The sequence below is a fragment of the Acetobacter okinawensis genome (assembly GCF_002153655.1).
Lineage (GTDB): Bacteria > Pseudomonadota > Alphaproteobacteria > Acetobacterales > Acetobacteraceae > Acetobacter > Acetobacter okinawensis_A.
In genome coordinates this window covers 1-23888 of record NZ_JOPJ01000015.1, presented here as the reverse complement: position 1 = coordinate 23888, position 23888 = coordinate 1, and the positions used below count along the sequence as shown (strand labels likewise).

The 23888-nt window shown below is 53.5% G+C and carries 20 protein-coding genes and 1 tRNA gene; 14 read left to right on the top strand and 7 right to left on the bottom strand.

What is annotated here, in order from left to right; translation table 11 throughout:
- Positions 1–1752, bottom strand: coding sequence for a Na+/H+ antiporter (locus tag HK26_RS08080; RefSeq protein WP_180539442.1), 1752 nt, complete (start codon positions 1750–1752; stop codon positions 1–3).
- A gap of 411 nt (positions 1753–2163) precedes the next feature.
- On the opposite strand from HK26_RS08080, the gene sodC reads away from it, so the two are divergent.
- From sodC to HK26_RS08050, 6 genes are all read left to right on the top strand, one after another.
- On the top strand, positions 2164–2688 hold the full coding sequence (gene sodC / locus HK26_RS08075) for a superoxide dismutase[Cu-Zn] (protein WP_408736080.1): 525 nt from the start codon (positions 2164–2166) through the stop codon (positions 2686–2688).
- 190 nt (positions 2689–2878) lie between these two features.
- Positions 2879–3898, top strand: a complete 1020-nt coding sequence (locus tag HK26_RS08070) for an MYG1 family protein (protein WP_086639310.1) — start codon at positions 2879–2881, stop codon at positions 3896–3898.
- Positions 3899–3997: 99 nt separating this feature from the next.
- Complete coding sequence (locus HK26_RS08065; RefSeq protein ID WP_086639309.1) at positions 3998–4978, top strand: MBL fold metallo-hydrolase; 981 nt, start codon at positions 3998–4000, stop codon at positions 4976–4978.
- Positions 4979–5247: 269 nt separating this feature from the next.
- Complete coding sequence (locus HK26_RS08060; RefSeq protein ID WP_086639308.1) at positions 5248–5457, top strand: hypothetical protein; 210 nt, start codon at positions 5248–5250, stop codon at positions 5455–5457.
- A gap of 206 nt (positions 5458–5663) precedes the next feature.
- The gene (locus HK26_RS08055; protein WP_086639307.1) at positions 5664–7343 is read left to right on the top strand and encodes an OprO/OprP family phosphate-selective porin; all 1680 of its coding nucleotides are present in this window, start codon (positions 5664–5666) and stop codon (positions 7341–7343) included.
- 28 nt (positions 7344–7371) lie between these two features.
- Positions 7372–8406 (top strand): sulfate ABC transporter substrate-binding protein, encoded by a 1035-nt coding sequence (locus HK26_RS08050; RefSeq protein WP_086639306.1) that lies wholly within the window; start codon positions 7372–7374, stop codon positions 8404–8406.
- A 48-nt stretch (positions 8407–8454) separates the two neighbouring features.
- Here the strand turns inward: HK26_RS08050 and HK26_RS08045 are convergent, their stop codons facing one another.
- The 4 genes from HK26_RS08045 to HK26_RS08030 form a co-directional block, all read right to left on the bottom strand.
- The gene (locus HK26_RS08045; RefSeq protein WP_086639335.1) at positions 8455–9741 is read right to left on the bottom strand and encodes a lactonase family protein; all 1287 of its coding nucleotides are present in this window, start codon (positions 9739–9741) and stop codon (positions 8455–8457) included.
- Positions 9742–9847: 106 nt separating this feature from the next.
- The gene (locus HK26_RS08040) at positions 9848–10432 is read right to left on the bottom strand and encodes a peroxiredoxin (RefSeq protein ID WP_086639334.1); all 585 of its coding nucleotides are present in this window, start codon (positions 10430–10432) and stop codon (positions 9848–9850) included.
- A gap of 54 nt (positions 10433–10486) precedes the next feature.
- Positions 10487–11518, bottom strand: coding sequence for an alpha-E domain-containing protein (locus HK26_RS08035; protein WP_086639305.1), 1032 nt, complete (start codon positions 11516–11518; stop codon positions 10487–10489).
- A complete protein-coding gene (locus HK26_RS08030; RefSeq protein WP_086639304.1) occupies positions 11500–12972 on the bottom strand; it encodes a circularly permuted type 2 ATP-grasp protein in 1473 nt (490 codons plus the stop codon). The genes HK26_RS08035 and HK26_RS08030 overlap by 19 nt, the downstream gene beginning before the upstream one ends.
- Before the next feature lie 267 nt (positions 12973–13239).
- Between HK26_RS08030 and HK26_RS08025 the strand changes: the two genes are divergently transcribed.
- Both HK26_RS08025 and HK26_RS08020 read left to right on the top strand, forming a co-directional pair.
- Positions 13240–14079, top strand: a complete 840-nt coding sequence (locus HK26_RS08025) for a transglutaminase family protein (protein ID WP_086639303.1) — start codon at positions 13240–13242, stop codon at positions 14077–14079.
- A gap of 39 nt (positions 14080–14118) precedes the next feature.
- Positions 14119–15192 carry a zinc-binding metallopeptidase family protein gene (locus tag HK26_RS08020; protein WP_086639302.1) on the top strand — a complete coding sequence of 358 codons (1074 nt, stop codon included), beginning with the start codon at positions 14119–14121 and terminating at the stop codon, positions 15190–15192.
- 10 nt (positions 15193–15202) lie between these two features.
- On the opposite strand, the gene HK26_RS08015 is transcribed toward HK26_RS08020, so the two are convergent.
- Positions 15203–16894, bottom strand: coding sequence for an ABC transporter substrate-binding protein (locus tag HK26_RS08015; RefSeq protein ID WP_257640921.1), 1692 nt, complete (start codon positions 16892–16894; stop codon positions 15203–15205).
- Positions 16895–17084: 190 nt separating this feature from the next.
- Between HK26_RS08015 and HK26_RS13230 the strand changes: the two genes are divergently transcribed.
- The 4 genes from HK26_RS13230 to HK26_RS08000 all read left to right on the top strand — a co-directional run bounded on the left by HK26_RS13230 (position 17085) and on the right by HK26_RS08000 (position 22229).
- Positions 17085–17294, top strand: a complete 210-nt coding sequence (locus HK26_RS13230) for a hypothetical protein (protein ID WP_143296318.1) — start codon at positions 17085–17087, stop codon at positions 17292–17294.
- Positions 17295–17492: 198 nt separating this feature from the next.
- Positions 17493–18971, top strand: coding sequence for an IMP dehydrogenase (gene guaB / locus HK26_RS08010; protein WP_086639301.1), 1479 nt, complete (start codon positions 17493–17495; stop codon positions 18969–18971).
- A 9-nt stretch (positions 18972–18980) separates the two neighbouring features.
- Positions 18981–20279: an RsmB/NOP family class I SAM-dependent RNA methyltransferase gene (locus HK26_RS08005; protein ID WP_086639300.1), complete on the top strand. Its 1299-nt coding sequence runs from the start codon at positions 18981–18983 to the stop codon at positions 20277–20279.
- A gap of 132 nt (positions 20280–20411) precedes the next feature.
- Complete coding sequence (locus tag HK26_RS08000) at positions 20412–22229, top strand: cation:proton antiporter (protein WP_086639299.1); 1818 nt, start codon at positions 20412–20414, stop codon at positions 22227–22229.
- Here the strand turns inward: HK26_RS08000 and HK26_RS07995 are convergent.
- A complete protein-coding gene (locus HK26_RS07995) occupies positions 22226–22753 on the bottom strand; it encodes a L,D-transpeptidase family protein (RefSeq protein ID WP_086639298.1) in 528 nt (175 codons plus the stop codon). The genes HK26_RS08000 and HK26_RS07995 overlap by 4 nt on opposite strands.
- A gap of 147 nt (positions 22754–22900) precedes the next feature.
- Here HK26_RS07995 and HK26_RS07990 point away from each other — a divergent pair, with 147 nt between their 5' ends.
- Positions 22901–23608, top strand: coding sequence for a response regulator transcription factor (locus tag HK26_RS07990; protein ID WP_025825992.1), 708 nt, complete (start codon positions 22901–22903; stop codon positions 23606–23608).
- A gap of 185 nt (positions 23609–23793) precedes the next feature.
- Positions 23794–23868, top strand: a tRNA-Val gene (locus HK26_RS07985).
- The last annotated feature ends 20 nt before the right edge of the window (positions 23869–23888 follow it).

Sequence of the window (23888 nt, the reverse complement as noted above, 5' to 3'; positions counted from 1 at the left end):
TCAGCCCGTGTAGAGCAACGGACTACTCAGCTTCGGTTCGCCTTTATAATCCAGATGCCGCGGCAATGCTCTGGCACTTCCTGAGAGCACGGTTTCTTCCAAATCAAGGTCTTGGGTTAACAGACGCTCGGTTTCGTCACTGACCAGTCCTTCATGCCGCATGCGGGTCAGGGCTTTACGCTCGGTTCGGAGCAGGTGGAGGCGCAGGGCCGCCTCAAACCGCCGTCTGGCCAGAGCCGTCTCTCTATGTGTCATATCATGCGTGCTGGATGTATCCTCATCCTGCCGTTTTTCGTCCTGCGTATCTTCTAGCAACCTGAGCCGGAAGCGATATTCCGCAATCAGGGCCGCAGTCACCTCCGCACGTTGCTGCGCTGCCGTTTCATCCAGTTGTTTTGTCACAAGGGCGGATTGGCGTTCCATTTCAGCAATGGCCTCAAGGGCCAGCAGGCGGCGTACCTCATCTGCTTCCCGGTTAACCGGGTCACCCCCATCATGGCGGAGCGAGCGGCTTAAAGCAGGCAAAAGCACGGCAGCCAGCAAAAGGGAGGTAATAATGACCCCCGCAGCAAATGTAACCAGCAGGTCCCTCATGGGGAATTCCGGCATACCGTCGTGCGCAATGGGGAGGGAGAGAATACCAGCAAGCGTTACGGCGCCCCGCACGCCGCCTATGGTCATGGCGGCTGTCTCCATAAACGGGACCGGGACAGACTTATGGCCACGGGCTTTTGCAATAAGTTCGCGGCCCCCACCAAGAAGAAATATCCATACCAGACGCAGCAGAAGCAACACGCCGGTAAGCAGCACAATAGTACTAACCAAGGACCATGTGCTGTCTCCCGCCTTGTTGGCCATGTAAATTCCCTGCTTGGCAATATCAGGCAGTTGTAAGCCCAGAAGCAGAAAAACCAGACCATTAAAAACAAAAGTAATCATTTCCCACACTGCACTGCCACGCAGGCGTGTAGCGGTTTGTGCTGCACCAAAGACGCGGCTCTGGTTCAGGCTCAACCCGGCACTGACCGCAGCGAGAATGCCCGACAGCTCCATGTGTTCTGCAAGCAGGTAGGCGGCAAACGGTAACAGAGTCATCAGAGTGATCTGTGTTGTCGGCTCATCAAAACCATGGCGGGAGAGAATGCGATTAACAAAATTAAAGCCAAAGGTGAGCACTATGCCCACAACAATGCCCCCCACAGAAACCAGCACAAACCCCAAAGACGCATTGAGAACAGAAAACGTACCAGTTACGGCAGCGGCAACTGCAAACTTAAAACAGACAAGCCCTGATGCATCATTCAGCAAGGCTTCACCGTGCAGGATATGCAAAAAACGTCGAGGGACATTGTCTGCGTCTATCATGCCCCCTACAGCCACCGGGTCGGTGGGGGAGAGAATGGCAGCCAGAGCAAATGCTGCGGCAAGAGGCACAACCGGCAAAAGCCAGTGAATAAAATAACCACCGACGAGCGTACTAAAAATGACCAGCCCCACCGCCAGCAAAAGAATGGGCCAGCGCAACTCCCCAAAATCGCGCAGGGGCATCAGGTAAGCATCTGAAAAAAGGAGCGGTGGAATAAACAGCAGAAGAAAAGTTTCAGGCTCGAATTCTATGTGCAGCCCAAGGAGTGAGGCCACAACCCCGCAGGTAATAAGCAGAAGCGGCAGGGGAACCCGCAGCAACCGTGCCACTGGCCCCGATACGGCAGTAACAAGTAGCAGCAGAAGAACGACTGAAGTTATATGCATTATTTGGCTCGGCCTGCTTGATCTTGTTTTGATTATGATCTTCTTTCCAAAAAATATGTTTGTCCATATAATTCGGCTCATCAAAACCAGTTTTAATGGGACAAGTATCAATTTTTTGTTGGTATTTTATGAACTGAAATAGTTTCAGCCCTGTCAGAAATTTGATTATTTATGTGACAATAGCTGTAAGCCAGAATACTGGTCGATAAAGACAACGGGAACTCATACGCAACACGCTGCGTTCGGCCCTTATCAGTCACAACAGGAAGATGTGCCTGAGTTGGTGTATGGTAGACAGGTGCGCTATGGTTTAGGGTCTTGGACTCATGCGCAATAAGAGCCTGCGGATCCATTTTTCCCATTCTTCCGTAGCGCATGAATGTTTATTTTATAAGGACATGCACAGTGGTTATAGCTCGTACCAAGCGTTTTGTTCTCCTCTCATGCGCAATGGCTCTGCTTCCGTCTCTGGCCCATGCGGCGGACACGGCTTCTGGCGCACTAGTTGGTGCAGATGGCGCGGCCCATGGCACTGTTACGATTACCGAAGCCCCCAAAGGGGTTGTCTTACGCGTGGAGGCAAAAGGGCTGACGCCGGGCTGGCATGGCATGCATTTCCACGAGAAAGCAGCATGTGATGCCCCCAAATTTACAAGTGCAGGGCCTCATGTCCATGCCAGCACACCAGTTGTGCATGGTCTGCTTAATGCAAATGCGAACGATGCAGGCGATTTGACCAATGTGTTCGTCGGGGCAGACGGCACCGCCACGGTCGAACTGTTCTCGCCCCTCGTCTCCCTCAAGGCAGGGAAAGGGAAGCCCGCATTGCTTGATGCAGATGGCTCCTCGCTGGTGATCCATGCCCACCCTGACGATTATCAGAGCCAGCCTATTGGTGGGGCAGGGGACCGGGTAGCCTGCGCGGTCATTAAATAATAACAGCACATACCTGCAAGCCTGAGTTCCAGTGCGTCCGGCCCCCTGATAAGGCTTAGGCCTGGCCCACTGGAACCAAGAAAAATCCACGCTCCCTTCATATATCCGAAGGAAGCCGGTTGTCTCATGTCAGGCTGTGCGGCATGAGAAGGCTTACAAACGCGTATCTTCAGTTTTGCAGGTAGTCATAATGTCAGAATACACTCCTATCGGCCTTGGTCATGAGGCCACAACCACAACGGCATTGACCCACTCGGGCAACTTCCATGTTGACGAAACACTGGGTTACGTTGTGCTGCATTATGCGCTTGCCCCAATGGGGGATCTGCGTGCGCGTATTCTGAACGGTACGTCCGATGACTGCCTGAAATTCTATCGCTCCCGCAACCCTGAGCAAATTCAGGCCGCAGATATCGTTTTTGACGTTGGTGGCATTTATGACCCCACCAAGGGGCGCTATGACCACCATATGAAAAACAAGCCCCTGCGCGAGGATGGCACACCATATAGTGCGGCAGGGCTGCTGTGGAAGGACTATGGCAAGGCCGCTGTGCGCAACCTCGTCAGAACACAGGTTGATGACGCTACGATTGCAGCAATCTGGCAGAGCATTGACAAATCACTGGTCGTGCCAATCGATCAGGACGACAACGGCGTTGCCAAAATGGGCAAGCTGTCTTTGGCCGATATTGTCTCCGCCTGTAGCCCGCCATGGGACACGGCCGAACTCCATGGGCCGGAAGAAGCCAAGCGGCGTGAAACATTGGGGTTTGCCAATGCGGCCACCGCAGTTGCATCCCATCTAGTCAACACCATTGACCGTGTCCGTGCCAGCTTAAAGGCTATGGATCGTGTTCTTTCTGCTTACGCTGCGGCGGAAGATAAGCGCATTCTGCTTATGGACACAGGCATGCCAACCGAAAAAGTTATTTTCGAGCATGACTTGCCTGTCATTTATGTCGTCTCTCCTACGGGGGGCGGGCAATGGAATGTTAAGGCGGTACCACCAGAGCGTGGGGCTTTTGGCCAACGCATTTCCTTGCCAGAAGCATGGGCTGGGCTGGATGGAGCAAATCTGGCCAAAGCGTGCGGTGTCAGCGACGCGGTCTTTGCTCATCCGGCGCGCTTTATTTGCGGCGCAGCAAGCCGGGAAGGCGCTTTGACCATGGCAAAACGTGCGCTGGAAATTGATGCAGCCTTAAAGCAGTAGGCCAGGCTCTTATAAATCTCTCTTGTCTTGGGCGTTAGATGCTGCGGAATGGAGTTCTCTCCCCCCAGCATTTAACGCCTGAGCGGTATCACGCTGACTATGTCCCGTAATCGCTACTATGCTGGGCCTGTTACCGACCATTTTAACGGGTCCCGGTTTTTTAACCCCGGCCAAGCGTCGACCGACCGCTCCTTGCGCGACATATGGCGGTGGAGGCGCTCCTCTCAGCCTGCGCAATGGCCCACGTCGGTTGCTACTCAACCCGTTATGCCGGAAAAAAACGTAGCTGGCCTGAGTATAACCATGGTTGGCCATGCAACAGTGCTCATTCAACTCGCCGGGGTGAATATTCTTACCGACCCCGTCTGGTCAGAGCGGGCCAGTCCCGTGGCATGGGCCGGACCAAAGCGGGTTACGGCTCCGGGCGTGGCTTTTGAGAATCTTCCTCCTATTGATGTGGTTCTTATCAGTCACAATCACTATGATCACCTTGACCAAGCCACACTCCAGCGTCTCCATGCGATCCATGATCCGCTCATGATTGTGCCGTTAGGGAATGATCGTATTATCAGGCGCTTTCTGCCTGACGCACGGATCATGGCAGGGGACTGGCACGACCAGATAGCGCTCAATGCGACATTCAACGTCACGTTGACACCGGCATATCATTGGTCTGCTAGGGGTGTTTTTGACAGGCGCATGGCGCTGTGGTCAGGGTTTTGGTTGGATACACCCGAACACAAACTCTGGTTTGCGGGAGATACAGCCTACGGAGATGGGGCGATCTTCCACAATCTCCATGCCCGATATGGCGCGCCCGACGTTGCCCTGATTCCCATAGGTGCCTACGAACCACGCTGGTTTATGTCCGGGCAGCACGTTAATCCACATGAAGCCGTGCGGATATATAAGGACATTCACGCAACACAAGCGCTGGGCATTCATTGGGGTACATTTCAACTGACAGATGAGGCCATTCAGGCCCCCAAAGACGCCCTTGTAGCTGCGCTCATGGCAGAAAAATGCGGTTTGGATCAGTTTCGGGCGGCTGAGCCCGGAGGTGTTTATCCATTTGCATGACAGGGGATACCGGAGCATAAATAAATAACAACAATTATAGTGGTATAAAAAAACAACGATTTCTAAAATTATATAATTGACTATCGTGGAAATATGGTGGATACAAAACCACGCGTTAACAGCGTGGCCCACAAGGAGCGTAACAAGATGACAAACCCGTTTGGTCGAATGTGTCGGCTTTGCCGATGTAGTGATGTTGAAAATACCAGCACCTGACCAGTGGGTTTAATAACCTTCTGGGTCAGATATTACCCGGAAGGATTAAAAAGATGTTTGAATCGCGTATTATTGAAATCAACGGCACATTTGTTGGTGCCATTATTCTTGAAGAAGACCGCCGGACCCGTCGTTTTTATGCAGCACATGAAAGCGTTCAAAGTCTGCATAACAAGCGCTACCCCAGTGGGCAGGACCTGCGGACTTCCGTTATCCGTAAATTCAAAACGACTTTTGAGCAATATAACCAGAACATAGCTTGAGTGGGTGGCGCGTTCTACACGTTGTGATCTGTAGAACGCCTGCGGTGCACACTTTGTTTTCCCATAACCATTTCATGTGCTTTTTAGGTAAAGCTGGGTAATGATGCGTCTTTCATGTTGTGAATGATACGATTCCAAAACAAGAAATTCTGTTTTGTTGAATTGAAATATGTCCAAGTAAAAATGTTTAAGTTTTGGGGGAACTTATGGCTGTGTCTGTTCGGGCGAGCATTCTGTTAACAACAACGGTTTCTAGCCTTTTTTTGCCTTCCGTCACTATGGCTGCATCATCAGATGCTGAAAATGCAGCCCTGAGGCGGGAAATTGCTGCAATGCATCGTGAGATGATGGGGGAAATCCATCGTCTGCAAGCACGTGTCGACAAATATGAGCATGCATCTGCACCGCAAAACCACAGGCTTGCCCGTAAACCACACACCCTCATAGCTGGCAATGAAGATGATGCTCAGCCGCGGTTCAGGGAAGACCCGGTGGTGCCTGTAAACAATGGGCCGCGTAGCCCTAATGAAAGCAGGATTGCTTTGCCGGAAAGCCCGGTCCAGTCATGGGGGGCATTTAAAGCCGCTTCTGCCAAGGATGAGAGTGTGGATGTGGGGGGAATCAAGATCGGCTTCCCCAAAGGCCGCCCGACGATTGCGTCTGATGATAAAGCCTATGCTTTTTCCATTGGCCTTCTGGCGCAGGAAGATTTTGGCGGCTTTATGGGCGTAGGTCAGCGCGGGCATGAATCTGCTGGGAATTTTAACAAATTCACAGAAAATGCCCGCCGGCTTCGCCTGTATCTATCCTGGCGTTATAAAGACTGGGTTGTTAACGTAACCCCCGATTTTGGTGCCAATAATAGTGATGGTAATGTAAGCCTGTTTGAGGCGAACCTGAATTACACGGGGCTGCATAACACAACCCTGACAGTCGGGTATTTTCAACCACGTATGGAAGAAGACAGCGCAGAGCGTTCTGGGGCATTTGAGTTTCTGGAACGCCCGACCATTGTTGATCTGGTGCGTAACATTGCCGGTGGCGTTGGCCGGTTTAGTGTTGGCGGCGAACATTACGAAAAACGCTGGCTGGTTGCGGGATATTTCACCGGACAGAAGTATGGTGACCGCACGAACACAACCACGATCACAGACAGCCAGACAGGTGGTGTATTCCGCGCCACAGGTCGGCCTTATGTCTCTAAAAACATTGATGTGCATGTTGGTGTGGGCGCAACAGCAGCCTTTAAGGTCAACCAGACTGGCAGTGGCAGAAACTATACAGCACTTAAAGATAACCCCGAGGTGCCGCTGGGTGAAACCCAGTTGCTGACCTCTGGTGCATTAACCAATATTTCCCAAGTCTGGGCGGCGGGGCCACAGTTTGGCTTCCGGTATAAAAAATTCCTGCTCAAAGGCGAATATTATCACATTGGTGTGCAGCATGATAACGTCGCAGGGAATGCAACCCTACCATCCCTCAATTTCGATGGCTGGTACGTTGCTGCCAACTATACACTACTCGGCCACGGGCGCGGATATAATGAAAAAATTGGTGCCTTTACGACCCCCGGCGTTGAATATGACTTTGACCCGGCAAAGGGACACTGGGGGGCTTTGGAAATCAGTGGGCGTTGGAGCGTAACTGACCTGCGCACATCTGGTACTACAATCAACAGCGCAGGAACCCTTGTGGCTGCTGATGGCAAAACAGGTGGAAATAAACAGACTGTCTGGCAAGGTGGGCTGAACTGGTACCCCAATCAGCATATCAAGATCATGCTTGATTACACGCATTTCAGTGTTTCAAGTGCAGCAGGTGTGAGCACGGACTTGCTGGGACGGAGTGGCAATGCGGTTGTCGGTCGTGTGCAGGCCGCTTTCTAATCTGATGCTATTATTAAGGAACAGACTTATGAAACAGAACAGCTTTTCTCAGATCCGCCGCGCCGTTCTTAAAACAACGGCTGTTTTGGGTGTTTCCCTTCTTGTCGGGCTTCAGGCTTCGGCCAGTTACGCGGAATCCTATCATCTTTTGAATGTCTCCTACGACCCGACGCGTGAGCTGTATGCTGATGTCAACAAGGCATTTGGCGCTCAGTGGCACAAGGAACACCCTGCGGATACCGTGAGCGTCAAGTCAGCACATGGCGGCTCTGGCGCGCAGGCTCGCTCCGTGCTTGAAGGCGCCCCGGCAGATGTTGTAACGCTTGGGCTGGCCTATGACATTGATCTACTTGCCCAGCATGGCCTGATCGCAGCCGACTGGCAGAGCCGGCTGCCCCACAATGCAACGCCATACACCAGCACCATTGTGTTTTTGGTCCGCAAAGGCAATCCCAAGAACATTCATGACTGGCCCGATCTGATCCGTGATGGTGTGCAGGTCATTACACCCAACCCCAAAACCTCTGGCGGAGCGCGCTGGAACTATCTGGCGGCCTGGGGTTGGGCGCTGCATCAGAAAGATGGTACGCCAGAAACGGCTAAAGCGTACCTCAAAAACCTGTTCAAGCACGTGCCCGTGCTGGATACGGGAGCCCGAGGTGCAACCAACAGCTTTGTTCAGCGCAATCTGGGGGACGTTCTGCTGGCATGGGAGGACGAAGCCCTGCTTGCTGCGCGGGATATCGGCCCGGACAAGTTTGAAATTGTTGTTCCCTCCCAGACCATTCTGGCAGAGCCTCCGGCTTCTATTGTGGATAAAAACGTCAAAGCTCATGGTACGGAAGAGGTGGCCAAAGCATATCTGGATTTTCTGTTCACTCCAGAAGGTCAGAGAATTGGTGTAAAGCATTACTTCCGGCCAGTTGACCCTGCCATTTTGGAAGAAAGCAAAGCCTTGTTCCCCAAAGTGGATACATTTGATGTTAAAAGCCTTGGTGGGTGGACCAAGTTGCAAAAAGAGCATTTTTCGGACGGTGGGGTTTTTGACAGCCTCTACAAGTAAAACAGGCTTATGCGCCGCACCTTTGGGTGCGGCGCTTTTTTCTTATACCTACTCAGAATCAAGCACTGTAAAAACAAACGATGTTGGTGTGCCTATGGGCACAAAATGCCAGGTAAATTCTAGCAATCCTGTGTCTGGGTTGACGTGAAAAGACGTAATACAATCACTGCGCTGGTTGGCCACAAATACGAACTGACCAGATGGGTCAAAGCTTAACGCACGCCCGTAATCCGCATGTGCCCAGACCTCATCAAACAAGGTGATGGACCCATCTTCATGCACCTTAAAGCAGGCAATGGCATTACCCAGCCTGTTGGTTACATATAAAAATTTTCCGTTTGGATGAAGAATGATTTCAGCCGCCAGTGTGCTGCCGCGGAACTGGGCCGTTACGGTTGATGCTGTCTGTTTAACCTGCATTGCCCCTGTCTGTGTGTCATAATCTGCCACGACAACGCGGGAGTCCTGCTCACCCAGAATGTAAATTACTTTGCCATCATGGCTGAAACAGAAATGGCGGGGGGCGGAGCCGGGCTCCATGGCCAACCATGGTTTTTCTGCCGGTTTTAAGGTGCCGCTCTGCATATCAAACGACCACACATAAACCCTGTCCAGCCCAGCATCACAGGCTAGGACAAATTTTCCGCCAACATCTGTCTGAATCATATGGACATGAGAGGCCGAATGATCGCTCACCGCATAATTGCCGGGAGGATTATCTGCTGCCCGCTCAGGCATTTTAGGCCCGGTATTATGCACAAGATCCGTCAGCAGGCCCAGACTGCCATCTGGTTGGATACGCATGACAGCGGCGCTGCCGCCAGTGTAATTGGCAATAAACAAATATCGTCCGGATGGATGGACACTCAAATGAGCCGGGTCCGCTCCACCACTACTCATGACATTCAGTTTAGTTAGAACACCTGTATGGCGATCAACCCTGAAGGCTGTAACGGAGCCCGTATGGCCGCCTTCAAAATCACTCATTTCGTTTACGGTGTACAAGGTGTTCTGGTCAGGTGATAAAGCCAGAAAAGACGGGTTGTCTGCGGGCGTTACGTGGCCCAACTGCGTTAGAATGCCATTTTGTGCATTCATTTCAAACAGCGTAATACCTGTGGCATTACTTTCAGCAGGACCGGAACGTGTATAGCCGCCAACATAGCATAAAATACGCGGCCCCGATTTTTTTGCAGCCTTATCCGGGTTGGCCCGAGGTAAAGCCGCTTTGGGAATGGGCGCAGGCGGTGGGGCGCTGTCGGCCAGCACTTTGTCAAAGGAAGACGACAGACCAATACCCACAAGCGAAAAGCCAAAAATACGGCGGCTGATCATATTCTGTTTGTGCTTCATGGGACTTATATTAAAAGGTCATGCGCAATTTTCCAATATTTATTGGAGTTGGGCCCACATGCAGCATGACCTTTTAGGCAGCGTAGTGTTATTTTTGCATTTTATTGTTGTGCCACTTTTTTAAGGCATCCAGTGTTTCCGCCACATGCTGCTCCGGATTATTGCTGGTGAAGCTCAACAAAATAGTGCCATCGGGTGCAATAACATATGATGTGCGTTGTGAAAGCAAAGTCTGATGCTCGGTGTTGACCGAGTGATACAGCACAGCAGTCAGAGCCCCAGGGTCAGCCAGCACAGCAAAACGGTCCCGACATTCAACTTTAGAAAACTCTGCGACCCTGTCGGTGTTGCCAGCCGTTATGCCTACCAGCGTGGCCCCCTGAGCTTTGAACTGATCGGCAGCCGCAGCAAAGTCATGGGCCTCCTGCGTGCAGCCTGCGGTGAAGGCCGCTGGAAAAAAATAAAGAACGACTGGCCCTTTGGTAAGGGCAGCCCTAAGGGAAAACGTTATGTTTTTCCCCGCCAATGCGCCTTCGAGTGTAAAATTTGGTGCTTTTGCACCCTCAGCCAAAGCCGCATGGGCCGGCCGGTTCAGGGATGGCAGGCTGATTATGCAAAAACTGGCGGCCAAAACAGGTATGAAAACTTTTGGAGAAAAGAGTTTTCCAATCATGATATCTGCGCTCCGCCCATGCATTCCAAATGGCAGTTCTCAGCCTGCCTTCATTTAATTCTGCTCCTGATCTGCTATGATCGCTGCAGCAGCATCGGGACAAACAGGTGCTGGCCAGAATGTTGCCGCTATGGCGTTTTGTAAATGGCTGATCTGGTTCTGTATCCAGTTCATATAATCATGCAGGCCACGGATAATAATTTCTTCTGCTGTCTGGTCCTGTAGGCTTGCACGAAGTTCTGCCACACATTCCCGCAGCGGGGAGCATATTTTGCGCAGGTTATCATGGGCTGCCAGCAGGGTCAGTGTCTCATCTATCTGCCGCAGATTTGTACTGAGTGAGCGCGGGAAGCCATCATTTTTAAGCAGAAAACCAACAATATTGGCTGGTGTCAGTGTTACAGGGCGCAAGCGCCGGAAGGCATGATACGCAGCGGCCGAACGCAGGACAGATGTCCATTGCGTCAGATCAATATCCGATCCCGGCGCTTCGGAGCGGGGCAGGAGCATATGATAGCGAATATCAATCAGCCGTGTAATCTGGTCGCTCCGTTCCAATGCCTTGCCCAGCCGGTAGAACAGCCACGCCTGATCGCGGTAGAGTGTGCCCTCGGCAATACCAAAGTGAGTCTGACAATCCTGCCGGACCCGTGTGCACAACTCTGCAAGGTTATGCTCTGCCATGTCCCCATTTCTGAGATTAAGCAGATTGCGTGAAAAAACATTAAGCTGCGTCCATAACTCAATGGACACAAGGGGGCGTACGGCCCGTGCGTTTTCACGCACTGCCTGGGCGAGCGACACCAGAGAGGACGGATTGCGGCTTTCGGTTACGTAAAACGGCACAATTTCAGCAGGCTGCGCAGTGGTATGAAGATGCTCAAACAGGCTCTCGTCCGAGTTGATGGCCAGAATGGAATCCCAAGCTGTCTGTCCCTCAGCATTTCGGACAAATGTTTCCGTAACTTCCAGCAGCCGGGCCAGATTCTCCATGCGCTCCATATAGCGCGCCAGCCACATCATACATTCCGCATAACGGGACAGGAGGGGAGTGGGGGAAACAATTATCATGATGCCATGACCCATGTATCTTTGGAGCCGCCACCTTGGGACGAGTTGACCACCAGCGAACCTTTGCGCAATGCAACGCGGGACAGACCACCGGGCAGAACCCATACGGACCGACCGGTTACAGCAAACGGTCTAAGGTCCACATGCCGCGCTTCCACGGAAGTGCCGCACAGTGTTGGCGTTACAGACAGGCCAATTGTAGGCTGGCTGATGTAGTTGGCGGGATTATCCCGCAGTTTTCTGGCAAAATCATCCAGTTCGGCCCGAGTAGCCTGCGGGCCTATAAGCAACCCATATCCGCCTGATTCTCCTACGGGTTTAACAACCAGTTTATCAAGGTTTTCCAGAGTATAGGCCAGCCCTTCCGGCTCTGCGCATATATGGGTTTCCACGCTGTCCAGTATCGGGTCTTCATTCAGGTAGTAACGGATAATACGGGGCATATAGGCATAAACGGCCTTGTCATCCGCAACGCCTGTACCCAGTGCATTGGCCAACGTAACATTGCCTCGGCGGTAGGCCTCCACAAGTCCGGGCACACCAAGCAGGCTATCCGCATTGAATGCAAGGGGGTCCAGAAATTCATCATTCAGGCGTCGGTAAATGGAATGAACCGGCTTTGGCCCCATAACCGTGCGCATGAACACTTTATGCTCATGCACAAACAGGTCTTTGCCTTCCACCAGAGGAACACCCATCTCCCGCGATAGAAAAACATGTTCAAAATAGGCAGAATTGTAAATTCCGGGAGAAAGCAGAACAACCTGTGGGTCATCCACCCCCGTGGGTGCAACCTCGCACAGGGCATTGTGCAGCCGTGGTCCGTATTCCTCAACGGATCGGATGGGCAGCCCGGATGCCAGATCAGGCATAAGCCTGAGCATCATGTGCCTGTTTTCTATAACGTAGGATACGCCAGAGGGGGTACGGGCATTGTCCTCCAGCACCAGAAAGCGGCCTTGCTGGTCACGAATAAGGTCAGTACCGTTAATATGAACATACACACCGCCGGGTACATCCAGTCCGACCATAGCCTGACAGTAATTGGCATTTTGCAGCACCAAGTCAGCAGGAACTATGCCATCATTTAAGATATGCCGCTCATGGTAAATATCATGCAAAAAAAGATTGATGGCCTGAATACGTTGTTGCACACCGCGCTCGATATGTTGCCACTCATCCGCCGTAATAATACGGGGAATGGCGTCAAACGGCAGAATACGGTCAATGGCTTCGCGGTCAGTATAAACAGTAAAGGTAATGCCCATTCTATAAAGCTGCGCTTCAGCAGATGCGGTACGGTTCTGAAGTTCCTGTATTTGTAGTGATGAAAGCCGTTTTTTTATGCAGTCAATAATAGGGGGCGCGGGCACTTTACGGTTCATGAGTTCGCAAAAAAAATCGGGCGTCCTGTAGTCGTCCAGCAATCCATGCGTTGGGGGAGGGGCTAGGTGTAAAGCATTCGTCATAAAGGCCTCCCATCTGGCGTGGTGGACTGAAGTCGGGGACAGGTTCCATGCGCCAAAACGTTTCGATTATGCATTAACGGAGCAGGATTTAGAGCGTTTGCCAAGCACAAAATACGTGCTCACATTTTGTTTGAACAAACCTGCATGGGTCCCTTGCACGCGGCACAGAGAGTGCTATGATTTTGCGTTAAATTATTGTTCTGATGCCATAACAGATATGAGCCTTACAGTGGGTTGGGTCACAAAAAGGGCAGGACCGTATTTCTGATGAGTTCACACGTCACGCTTTTGCATCGGACCCGCTACCGCTATGACCGCCCCGTAAGCATGGGACCACAAACCATCCGCCTGCGCCCCATGCAAACCAGCCGTACGCCTATTGAATCTTACGGACTACATATCAGCCCCGAAGGAAGCCACCTCCGCTGGGAACGTGACTCCTGCGGGAACGATGTAGCCTGTGTCGGTTTTTCCAATCGTTTAACGCATTTTGATATCGAAGTTTCTCTTGTCGCGGATATGACGGTCTATGACCCGTTACTTCAGACCGGCTCAGCCGATACATGTGAGAACACACCATTGGCTCAGTATCTGAGCCAGCCGGATTGTACGCCTGAAGTTATGGATTTTCTGGCCAAGTATCCCAAATGCACAGGAGGAGATGCGCTGGAGGATATGATGGTTCTGAACAGGGCCATTGCCAGCCGGGTTGCGTATCAGCGGCGTTTGGAACCGGGTATTTGGTCACCGGAGCAAACATTGCGCAACGGTTCAGGCTCCTGTCGGGACAGCGCATGGCTCTTTGTTAATATGGCGCGATGCAGGGGGTATGCCGCCAGATTTGTATCTGGTTATCTCATTCAAAGTGCCCCAACGTCCGAAGGGGCGGAAGTTCTAACGGGAGACTTGCATGCTTGGACCCAGATTTTCATACCCGAGCGGGGCTGGGTGGGGTTTGACACCACATCAGGATTACTGGCGTGTGAAGGGCATATTCCGTTAGCAGTTGCAGTTATGCCAGAAAACGCAGCCCCTGTGTCTGGTCTACTAGACTGCTGCGAGGCAACATTTGATGTATCCATGCAGGTTGAACGCCTGTTTACATAAGACCCGTAAGCACTGTTGAACAGACAAGGAGAGGGCGGAATGAAGCGCTTTACCTGCCAGTCTTGCGGACAGTTACTTTTTTTTGAAAACACCCGTTGTGACCAATGTAACTCCCCACTGGGTTACATGCCCGAAGCGGCAAACCTTGCAGCACTCGTGCCAGTAGGGCAGGGAGTATGGCGCGCGGTTGGGTGCAATAACAGCACAGAAGACCACGTGTTTTGTGCCAACCATGCCTATGACGTGTGTAACTGGATGAGCCCCAGCGCGCAGGATACAGGGGCGTTCTGTTTTGCTTGCCAGTTCAATAGGGTCATACCCAACCTGAACATACCGGGGAACATGGAACGCTGGCGCAAACTGGAGAATGCCAAACACCGTCTTTTTTATACCATTCTACGCCTGAAGCTGCCTGTTAAAACCCGCCAGCAGGACCCGCAGGAGGGGCTTGTCTTCGATTTTCTGGATGATTCAGCCGATGGCGACCCACCGATCATGACAGGGCATAGCCATGGCGTGATTACCATAGCAGCCAAAGAGGCGGATGACGCGTACCGAGAACGCATGCGCGTGAAAATGGGCGAGTACTACCGCACTCTCCTGGGGCACTTCCGGCACGAAATCGGGCATTATTACTGGAACATGCTCATCCGTGACGGCGGCCGTCTGGAGCAGTGCCGCGCAGTATTTGGTGATGAACGTCTGGATTATCAGGCCGCTTTACAGAACCATTATGCACGCCTGCCGCCAGATAACTGGCGCGAAAATTATGTCAGCCTGTATGCTATGTCCCACCCATGGGAGGATTTTGCAGAAACCTGGGCGCATTATTTTCATATCGTCTCCACATTCGAAACAGCCCTGTCCTACGATATGACCATTGGTGCTCCCCCCAATGCTCAGGCCATTCCCACATCTGGGCATGATCCGTACCTGCACATGCCGTTTGATGAGATCATCCGGGCGTGGCTTCCCTTGACCTATGCCGTCAATAGTCTCAACCGCTCCATGGGGCTGGCCGACTTTTATCCTTTTGTCCTGACCGCAGGTGTGCGTGCAAAGCTCCGCTTTGTTCATGACGTTGTGCGGGAGGTACAGCAGTCGGGGGGATAGTCTGGCCGCCTTAGTGGAGCTGGATTTGAGAGTAGAGGATTTCATCATTCAAGGTGACGACAATGTTTTTTGCCCGGCGGGAGAACATGACAACACGTTGCGTCTGGGTCAGGGGCACAAAAGGGGCCTGCTGCATGATGTGCCGGTCAACATCTGCCCAAACGTGATTGCTCGCAGATCTGTCCGTCAGCGCCAGTGTAGCGGCCTTGTGCATCAACTGGTCAATCTGCGGGTCACAGAACCCCGAATAATTGGGGGAATTGTCAGAATTGGGATGAAATGTCTCGCACGAGAACAGGGTTTGCAGGAAGCTGGAGGCTGATGGGTAATCTGCGTTCCATCCGGCAAGGGCGATCTGATAATGGTTCCGGGTATTCTGGATGTAAGTAAATGCTATGGCCGGACTAATGCTGCGCACTGTTGCCTTAAATCCAAGTGTTTCCAGAGTATAGCGTATGTCTTCCGCAGTGGCACTTCCGTGCTGCTCAGATGGTACAATAATGGTGACTTTTTGCCCCGCCATTCCACTCTCCCTGACCAGGCGTCGGGCGACTTCCATGTCAGGCTTGACCCATTTTTCCGCCGGGTGTGTAGGCGATGCCCCCAGAGTATAAAAGCAGAACGGCTGATACTCGGGCATACCGCTGGGTAAAATTTGGCACAGGGGGGAGGCAACAGCGGGGCCTCCACGATAAATAATCATGGCATGCCGGTTTACCGCATAGTTCAGTGCCTGACGTACTTTAAGGGACGTAAAGGGAGGCTCATGCACGTTTAACATGGCAAAGTACGACAGAAGCGGCGTGAATATCCGCACCTGTCCCGCATAGCGCCCCCCGACCTCCCCCAGACGGTCCAGAGGAATATTGTCATACATCCAGTCGGCCTGCCCATTTTCCACAGCGGTTACGGCTGATTCGGCATCCATACCAAACAGAATACGCACTTCGTCAGAATACGCGGCAGGCTGCGCATCATGCGACCATTCATGAAAAAACGGGTTCCGCTCCAGACGTAACACTGTTGTCGGGTCATATTCCGCAATACGATACGGACCAGTTCCAGCTATGGGCGTATTGCCCATATCGGTCGCGGGTGTGTCTGCTGGTAAAATGGCTGCGTGCATCCATGCCAACCGGTCCAGAAACTCGGGGTCGGGAGTGCTGAGGTGGAATGTAATCTGCCGTGTCTGCGCGTTGGTTTCCACCCCACCAGCGAGTGTGCAGGCTGCGGGTTTTTCCAGACAGGCCTGTGCACCAATAATGGCCCCGTAATATGGCCCCGCTGTTGGACTGCCAACCTTGAACAAACGCCGGAAAGACGCTGCCACATCCTCAACCGTTACAGGCTTGCCATTGGAGAAAAACAAACCGTCGCGCAGGGTCAGCCGGTAAGTGCGCCCACCGTCCTCTGGCACGGGAACGGCCTCGGCCAGATTGGCAATAACAGGATGCGCAGTTGCACCAGCAAATTTTGGGTATGCCAGCAGGGTATCATACACTGGCGTCTCAATCATTTTAGTCAGAGCAGTGTAGGATATCTGGGGGTCAAGTGTGCCTGAATCGCTTTGAGCCAGAATACGCAGCGTACCGCCTGTGTGCCCATCTGCTGGAGTGCCCCCGGCCTGTGCTGTGGTCGCAAGAGGCAGCATAAAGCTTAGTGTCGCAAAACAGGACAGAATAAATGGCAACCGATGGATCATGTCCGCAGTATGCCGCGCTTTCTCTCCACGTTCAAAGTGGAAATATTCCTTCGCCTGAGACGGCGGTTTTTCATTACGTGCATGGTGGGTGATGATACCAGCGGGAAAAGCAAAGACAGATCATAAAACGGTCACACCCGGACTGTGCTCTTTACGTATAGGGTTGGTGGCACAGCAAGAGGAGGCGGATATGTCTGTTCATCAGGTAGTATCAACTGCACAGGCGCAAACCCCTGACCGGTCGCGTGAGACTATTCGGGAACGGTGGCGCATGACATTGCTGAGTGCGCGGGAGCGCGACGAATGCGCAGAGAATGCCATGCTGGTAGCCTGCGCAAAAAAGGTCGCTTTTGTGCGGCAGAAGCCACGCATGCTCCGGAGCAATGCGGGGTGTGAATAAGCGGTTAGGTCATTCACACCCGCTATAATCCTGCATTTAAAACGCGCTTTTAAAAAAACATGGAGCATAATGCGCTTGAGTGCTTGCGTTTACCCGGCCAAAGTCATAAGAGGAAGCGCCAAAGGTCGGGTGACCTGAGGCAATGCTTTGCTACTGGGTTAACCCGCCACGTTGTAATTCAGCAAGGGTGCCCGCTGCATGACTTCCTCTCCCTACAGCCGTGTTACTGAAGCGCTGGCGTTTGACGATGTTCTGGTCGTCCCGGCCGCTTCCGATGTCGTGCCAGGCCAAACGATGGTGCGTACACACCTCACGCGCTCCATTGAGCTTAACATCCCCCTGATTTCCTCCGCTATGGACACGGTTACTGAAGAACGCATGGCTATTGCCATGGCGCAGCAGGGCGGCCTTGGCGTTATTCACAAAAATCTCAACCCCGAGGAACAGGCCGAGCACGTACGCCGGGTCAAGCGGTTTGAGTCAGGCATGGTGGTCAACCCCGTTACCGTCGGGCCGGACCAGACGCTGGCTGAAGTGCGTGAGATCATGCACCGTCACGGCATCAGTGGTCTGCCAGTTGTCCAGCCCGGCACCCAGAAGCTGGTCGGCATCCTGACCAACCGCGATGCCCGCTTTGCCGTGGACCCCACGCAACGTGTTTCTGAGCTTATGACCAAGGACCGTCTGGTCACGGTTAAAAACGGCGTTGATCCGGATACGGCACGCCAGCTGCTGCACAAACATCGCATTGAAAAACTGCTGGTTGTGGACGATGCAGACCGCTGCGTTGGTATTATTACCGTAAAAGATATGGACAAGGCAGTTGCCCACCCTCTGGCCATCAAGGACAGCATGGGCCGCCTGCGCTGCGCTGCCGCAACCGGCGTGGGGGATGATGGGTTCAACCGCGCCAAACTGCTCATTGACGCTGGGGTAGACGTGCTGGTGGTGGATACCGCACATGGTCATTCTGCTGGCGTGCTGGCGGCTGTAGAACGGCTGAAGGCGCTGGATGAGGATATTCAGGTCATTGCCGGTAACGTTGCAACGCCAGAAGCCGCACGCGCCCTTGTATCCGCCGGGGCTGATTGCATTAAAATCGGCATTGGTCCGGGGTCCATCTGCACCACGCGTATTGTTGCCGGTGTTGGCGTTCCGCAGTTTTCTGCCATTTTGGAAACATCTCTGGCCTGTAAAGAGATGGACGTGCCCTGCATTGCAGATGGTGGCATCCGCACTTCGGGGGATATTGTCAAGGCCATTGGGGCCGGGGCAGACGTGGTGATGATCGGCTCCTTGCTGGCTGGCACGGAAGAAGCACCGGGCGAAGTGTTCCTGTATCAGGGGCGCTCCTACAAGTCCTACCGGGGAATGGGTAGCCTTGGCGCCATGGCGCGCGGCTCGGCTGACCGTTACTTCCAGCAGGAGGTCAAGGATACCCTCAAGCTCGTGCCCGAAGGGATTGAAGGGCGCGTGCCATACAAGGGCGGTATGGCCGCTGTGATTCATCAGCTTGTTGGTGGGTTAAAAGCCGGTATGGGCTATACCGGCTCGCGTGAGATCAGTGATCTTCAGGTGCGTGCAAAGTTCCGCCGCATTACCGGCGCGGGCCTGCGTGAAAGCCATGTGCATGACGTCTCCATCACGCGTGAAGCTCCCAATTACCGTCAGGACTGATCAGCCTTTATGACACCTACTGCCAGACTTGCCGCCAGCATTGACCTGCTGGTGGCTATGGAGGCGGCACCACGCAAACCTGCGGATGCCGTTGCCAACAGCTTTTTCAGGGAAAGACGCTACATTGGCGGCGGCGACCGGCGTGCCATTTCCGGCCTTGTGTGGGACATCATGCGCAACTGGCGCAGGCTAGGGTGGTGGCTGGAGCAGAATGGAAGTGCCGCCAGCCCCCGCATGCTTGCCGGTGCCCAGTTGGTATTTGACCGCACCCCCATGGAAAAACTGGTCTCCATCTATGGTGGGGGCCGTTTTGCCGCTGGTGCGCTCAGTGACGCCGAACGGGGTGTGCTGGAAGCACTGGTCGGCAAAAACCTTGCCTGTGATGACATGCCACGCGCAGTGCGGCTGGAAGTGCCGGACTGGCTCCTCCCACGGCTGGAAGAAACATTCGGCGATAACCTTGAAGCCGAAATACAGGCCATGGCGGACCCTGCATCGCTGGACCTGCGGATCAACATGCTTCGCACCACCCGTTCTGAGGCCATGCACGCCCTGGCGCGTGAGGGACTGCATGCGGAAGAGACAAAGCTCTCCCCCTGGGGCCTCAGGCTTGAAGGGCGTCAGCCCGTAACGGCCAGCAAACCTTTTCGGGATGGGCTGGTTGAAATTCAGGATGAAGGCAGCCAGCTCGTCGCGGCTATGGCGGGGGTCGATCCCAGTATGCGCGTGCTGGATTACTGTGCTGGCGCCGGGGGCAAAACACTTGCCTTGGCCATGATGATGGAAAATAAGGGCCATATTGTTGCCTGCGATGTTTCTGTCGTGCGGCTCGAAGGGGCAGTTAAAAGGCTGCGCAGGGCCGGTGTGCACAATGTGGAACGCCACCTGCTGACCGAAGGTGATAAATGGGCCAAACGGCGCGCGGCTTCCTTTGACCGTGTGCTGGTGGATGCACCATGCAGCGGTACTGGCACGTGGCGCCGTAACCCGGATGCGCGTTTTCGTACCACACAGGTCGATCTGGAGGAGTTGCTGGTCAAGCAGGCAGCCATCATGGACCGTGCCGCCAATCTGGTTAAGCCGGGTGGGCGCATGATCTATGCAACCTGCTCTCTGCTCCGGGCTGAAAATGCAGGGCAGGTGGAGCAGTTCCTGACCCGCCACCCCGACTTTTCTCTTGTGCCATCCGGGTCGGCATCATTGCCCGACAGCCTGCGTGAAAAATCCATGATCAGCCTGACACCAGCACGGGATGAAACTGATGGTTTTTTTGCCGCTGTTCTGGAACGCAACCTGCCGTCAAGCTGATCATTTTCCGTAAAGAACGCGTTTTTCAGGTTCCCATGCGGTCTATCCTCATGGTTTGATGTATAACTGCCATGCCTTTATGCTTTGCGCACAAAAGAACATGGATCACATCTGACCACGAGATAGACCCGCATGACCGATAGTGTAATTCTCTTCGTCTTCTTTGTGCTGGGTGGCAGTATGCTCGCACAATGGACGGCATGGCGCTTTCGGTTGCCCGCGATTGTTCTGCTCTTTTCGCTGGGTCTGCTCTATGGGCCAGTGTTGCAGATTATGCACCCGTCAGAAATGATCGGTTCGGCTTTTCATCCTCTCGTCTCCCTTGCCGTAGCCCTTATTGTCTTTGAAGGGGGGTTGGCGCTTGATTTCCGCCAACTCAAAGAGGCGGGGGAAGGGGTCCTGCGTCTGACGCTGGTTGCTCTTCCCATCAACTTTCTCCTCGGGGGGCTGGCGGCCCATTATATTGGCGGTATGGGCTGGGGGCCTGCTTTCCTGTTCGGCTCGATCGTTGTTGTCACTGGCCCAACAGTGGTGCTTCCACTTTTACGGCATGCCAAGCTCAAACCCCGCATCGCCGCTTTTTTGCGCTGGGAAGCCATTTTAAACGACCCGGTTGGTGCCATTCTCGCCACTTTGGTGCTTGAGGTTCTGCTGATGCACCCCGGCGAAGGATCGGGTACGTTTTTTACCGCGATCATTCCCCACATGCTGGTAAGCGCCATTCTGATGATTGGCCTTGGCGTAGGAACCGCGTGGTGTGTCCGCTGGGTATGTGTACGTGATCTTCTGCCCGAAATCATGAAGATGCCGCTCTTTATTACGCTTGCTCTCATGCTGTATGTGGTGGGCACACTGAGCATGGACGGCGCCGGGCTGATTGCATCTACCGTATTTGGCATGGGGCTGGCCAACCTGCGTATTCCCGGCATGGGTGAACTCCAGCGCATGAAAGAAGCGCTGGTTGTGCTGATTGTTTCTGTTCTGTTTGTGCTTTTGGCAGCAGACCTGCAACGCCATGAGCTCGCCAGCATTTCGTGGTCAATTGGCGGGCTTACTCTGGCGGTTCTGTTTCTGGTCCGTCCTTTGGGCATAGGCTTGGCCACCATGGGGTCCAGCCTGAGCTGGGGGGAGCGGTTCTTTGTTGGCTGGATTGCTCCACGCGGCATTGTCGCTGCCGCCGTTGCTGGCATTGCTGGCGTAAGGCTGGAAGACGCAGGCTACCCGGGTGCTGGTCTGGTCATGCCCGCAGTTTTTGCCGTGATTGCCTCAACCATGATTCTTCATGGTTTTTCCCTTATCCCACTGGGCCGTAAGCTGCATTTAACTCTCTCCAACCAGCCTGCACTGGCTATTGTCGGAGCCAATGAGTGGTCCACCCAACTGGCACAGGTCGTGCATACTGTGGGTGCCCCCGTGCTGTTGGTAGACAGTTCCGCCAAAGACCTGAAAAATGCACAAACTGCCGGAGTACCCGTTTTGTGCGCAGAGGTTCTGTCCGAAGAAGGGGCTGAAAGTCTGGAGGAACGACCGGCCGATTATCTGATCGCCGCAACGCCTGACGCCATTTATAATGGGCTGGTCTGCGCGCATCTGGCCCCTCATTTCGGGCATCAGCGTGTTTATCAGGTTAGTCCCGGCATTGCGCGGCTGGATCAGTACCGAGGACTCAGCCGCGATGCCCGAGGGAAGGTGCTTGGGCAGCCCGGGTGGAATTTTACCCTGCTGGAAACACTCATCAAACAGGGCTGGCGCTTTGTTGCCAAGGACGTTACCGAAGAAAACAAGGAACGTCTGCTCATGGAAAACAGTGATTTCCTGATTTTTCTGGTTATCCAGAAAGGTGCTGCCATTACCGTAGTCTCCTTGGAAGATGACGCAGCACCTCCCTTCTGGCCCGGTCTGGTCGCTATTGGTCTCATGCCTCCGCCCGCAACCGGGCAGACAGCCTAAGCCGGAGCATCTGCTGTGGCATGAATGGTTATGGTAGTGGCGCCAGATGCCAGAACCGCCAACAGGTCGTGTTCGCTCAGGGCTACACATCCTTCTGTAGGCGTCCGGTCGGGGCGCTGTAGGTGCATGAAAATAGCAGAGCCTTTGCCCGGCACTGCGGGTGAATCGTTATAACCAATGACAACTATAATATTGTAAACGGCGTCCTCTCTCCACAGCATCTCGTGCCGGGCAGGGTGGGGGAGTGCCAGAAAATGATTATAGAGTTCGGAGCCGGGGTCATCACACCATCCATCCTGTGGCGATATGGGAGCGACCGGCAAAGAGGTCATCGGGAGCGCAACCCGATCTGCACGATAATACACTTTTCTGAGAGTGAAATGGCCAACCGGCGTGCACATGTCGCCTTCGCGCTTGCGGTGGGTCACACCATTTTTGCCAATGACGGCGGGCATTATTGTTTGCCCGCAATGCAGTTTTGCATCGCTGTGGCTGTCAGACGTAGGCCACACGTGTATTATCATTTAACAATCCTGCCTCTGTTCATGGCCTGCCATGCGGCTCACGTATCATGTCGGTTCTTACGTTGCGTGATGTTTCGTGGCACGGTAGCAAAAGAATAGGTCAGGCAGCCACATACTTATACGGCTGACACAAGGAGATGGAACCACATGACGGGTGCACGCCCCATTTTGGTTGTTGACGACGATCAGGTCATCCGCAGCGCTTTGACGGAACAATTGCAGGTGGATGGCGAGTTTCTGGTTCTGGAAGCCGCAACTCTTGCCGAAGCACGCGAAAAAATGAAGGGCCCAGATGCCCGGTGTGATGCCATCTTGCTTGATGTCTCATTACCGGACGGTGATGGCCGGGATTTTTGCGTTGAATTGCGCAAGGAAGGCCTGCGTATGCCGGTCATCATGCTGACCGGCTCGGATGATGAAGCCGACATTGTACGCGGGCTGGATGCAGGCGCGAACGACTATGTCGCAAAGCCGTTCCGTATTGCCGAACTTCTGGCACGGTTACGTGCACAGTTGCGCCTGTTTGAAAACAGCGAGGACGCGGTTTTTTCAATCGGGCCATATACCTTCCGCCCCTCTGCCAAGCTGTTGCTTGAACCCGTTAAAAACCGCCGTATTCGGCTGACGGAAAAAGAAACAGCCATTCTGAAGTTTCTGTACCGTGCGGGAACACGCCCCGTGCCACGGCAGGTTCTGCTGAATGAGGTCTGGGGTTACAATGCGGCAGTAACAACCCATACGCTGGAAACGCATATTTACCGCCTGCGGCAGAAAATCGAGCCCGATCCGGCCCATGCATCTTTGCTGGTAACCGAAGGTGGCGGCTACCGGCTTAACCCCGAAGTACTGGCCTAAAAACACCCCGCATTGGCCTGACCGGCATGCTGCATGGCAGTGGCGTGTCTGGCCAATGCGGGCAAAGCCTGAGCTCACTCCGGCAATGAAGTCTTATCTACAAAATATCTGATTTTTTTTGATTTTAATGGTGGTTTGCCTCTTGCCAAACCATCCAAGTTAGATGTATCAAGCCATCACAAACCGGGTGCGTAGCTCAGCGGTAGAGCATCGCCTTCACACGGCGGGGGTCACAGGTTCAATCCCTGTCGCACCCACCACGGTTTGCCCTAGTTTTCTG

Bases quoted from the DNA above. Each gene is read 5' to 3' on its own strand.
- HK26_RS08035 (WP_086639305.1), bottom strand. From the start codon at position 11,518: ATGGGTCATGGCATCATGATAATTGTTTCCCCCACTCCCCTCCTGTCC.
- HK26_RS07990 (WP_025825992.1), top strand. From the start codon at position 22,901: ATGACGGGTGCACGCCCCATTTTGGTTGTTGACGACGATCAGGTCATC.
- HK26_RS08045 (WP_086639335.1), bottom strand. From the start codon at position 9,741: ATGATCAGCCGCCGTATTTTTGGCTTTTCGCTTGTGGGTATTGGTCTG.
- HK26_RS08055 (WP_086639307.1), top strand. From the start codon at position 5,664: ATGGCTGTGTCTGTTCGGGCGAGCATTCTGTTAACAACAACGGTTTCT.
- HK26_RS08020 (WP_086639302.1), top strand. From the start codon at position 14,119: ATGAAGCGCTTTACCTGCCAGTCTTGCGGACAGTTACTTTTTTTTGAA.
- HK26_RS08040 (WP_086639334.1), bottom strand. From the start codon at position 10,432: ATGATTGGAAAACTCTTTTCTCCAAAAGTTTTCATACCTGTTTTGGCC.
- HK26_RS08060 (WP_086639308.1), top strand. From the start codon at position 5,248: ATGTTTGAATCGCGTATTATTGAAATCAACGGCACATTTGTTGGTGCC.
- HK26_RS08065 (WP_086639309.1), top strand. From the start codon at position 3,998: ATGTCCCGTAATCGCTACTATGCTGGGCCTGTTACCGACCATTTTAAC.
- HK26_RS08025 (WP_086639303.1), top strand. From the start codon at position 13,240: ATGAGTTCACACGTCACGCTTTTGCATCGGACCCGCTACCGCTATGAC.
- HK26_RS08015 (WP_257640921.1), bottom strand. From the start codon at position 16,894: ATGATCCATCGGTTGCCATTTATTCTGTCCTGTTTTGCGACACTAAGC.
- HK26_RS07995 (WP_086639298.1), bottom strand. From the start codon at position 22,753: ATGATAATACACGTGTGGCCTACGTCTGACAGCCACAGCGATGCAAAA.
- guaB (WP_086639301.1), top strand. From the start codon at position 17,493: ATGACTTCCTCTCCCTACAGCCGTGTTACTGAAGCGCTGGCGTTTGAC.
- HK26_RS08005 (WP_086639300.1), top strand. From the start codon at position 18,981: ATGACACCTACTGCCAGACTTGCCGCCAGCATTGACCTGCTGGTGGCT.
- HK26_RS08030 (WP_086639304.1), bottom strand. From the start codon at position 12,972: ATGACGAATGCTTTACACCTAGCCCCTCCCCCAACGCATGGATTGCTG.
- HK26_RS08050 (WP_086639306.1), top strand. From the start codon at position 7,372: ATGAAACAGAACAGCTTTTCTCAGATCCGCCGCGCCGTTCTTAAAACA.
- HK26_RS13230 (WP_143296318.1), top strand. From the start codon at position 17,085: ATGTCTGTTCATCAGGTAGTATCAACTGCACAGGCGCAAACCCCTGAC.
- HK26_RS08000 (WP_086639299.1), top strand. From the start codon at position 20,412: ATGACCGATAGTGTAATTCTCTTCGTCTTCTTTGTGCTGGGTGGCAGT.
- HK26_RS08080 (WP_180539442.1), bottom strand. From the start codon at position 1,752: ATGCATATAACTTCAGTCGTTCTTCTGCTGCTACTTGTTACTGCCGTA.
- HK26_RS08070 (WP_086639310.1), top strand. From the start codon at position 2,879: ATGTCAGAATACACTCCTATCGGCCTTGGTCATGAGGCCACAACCACA.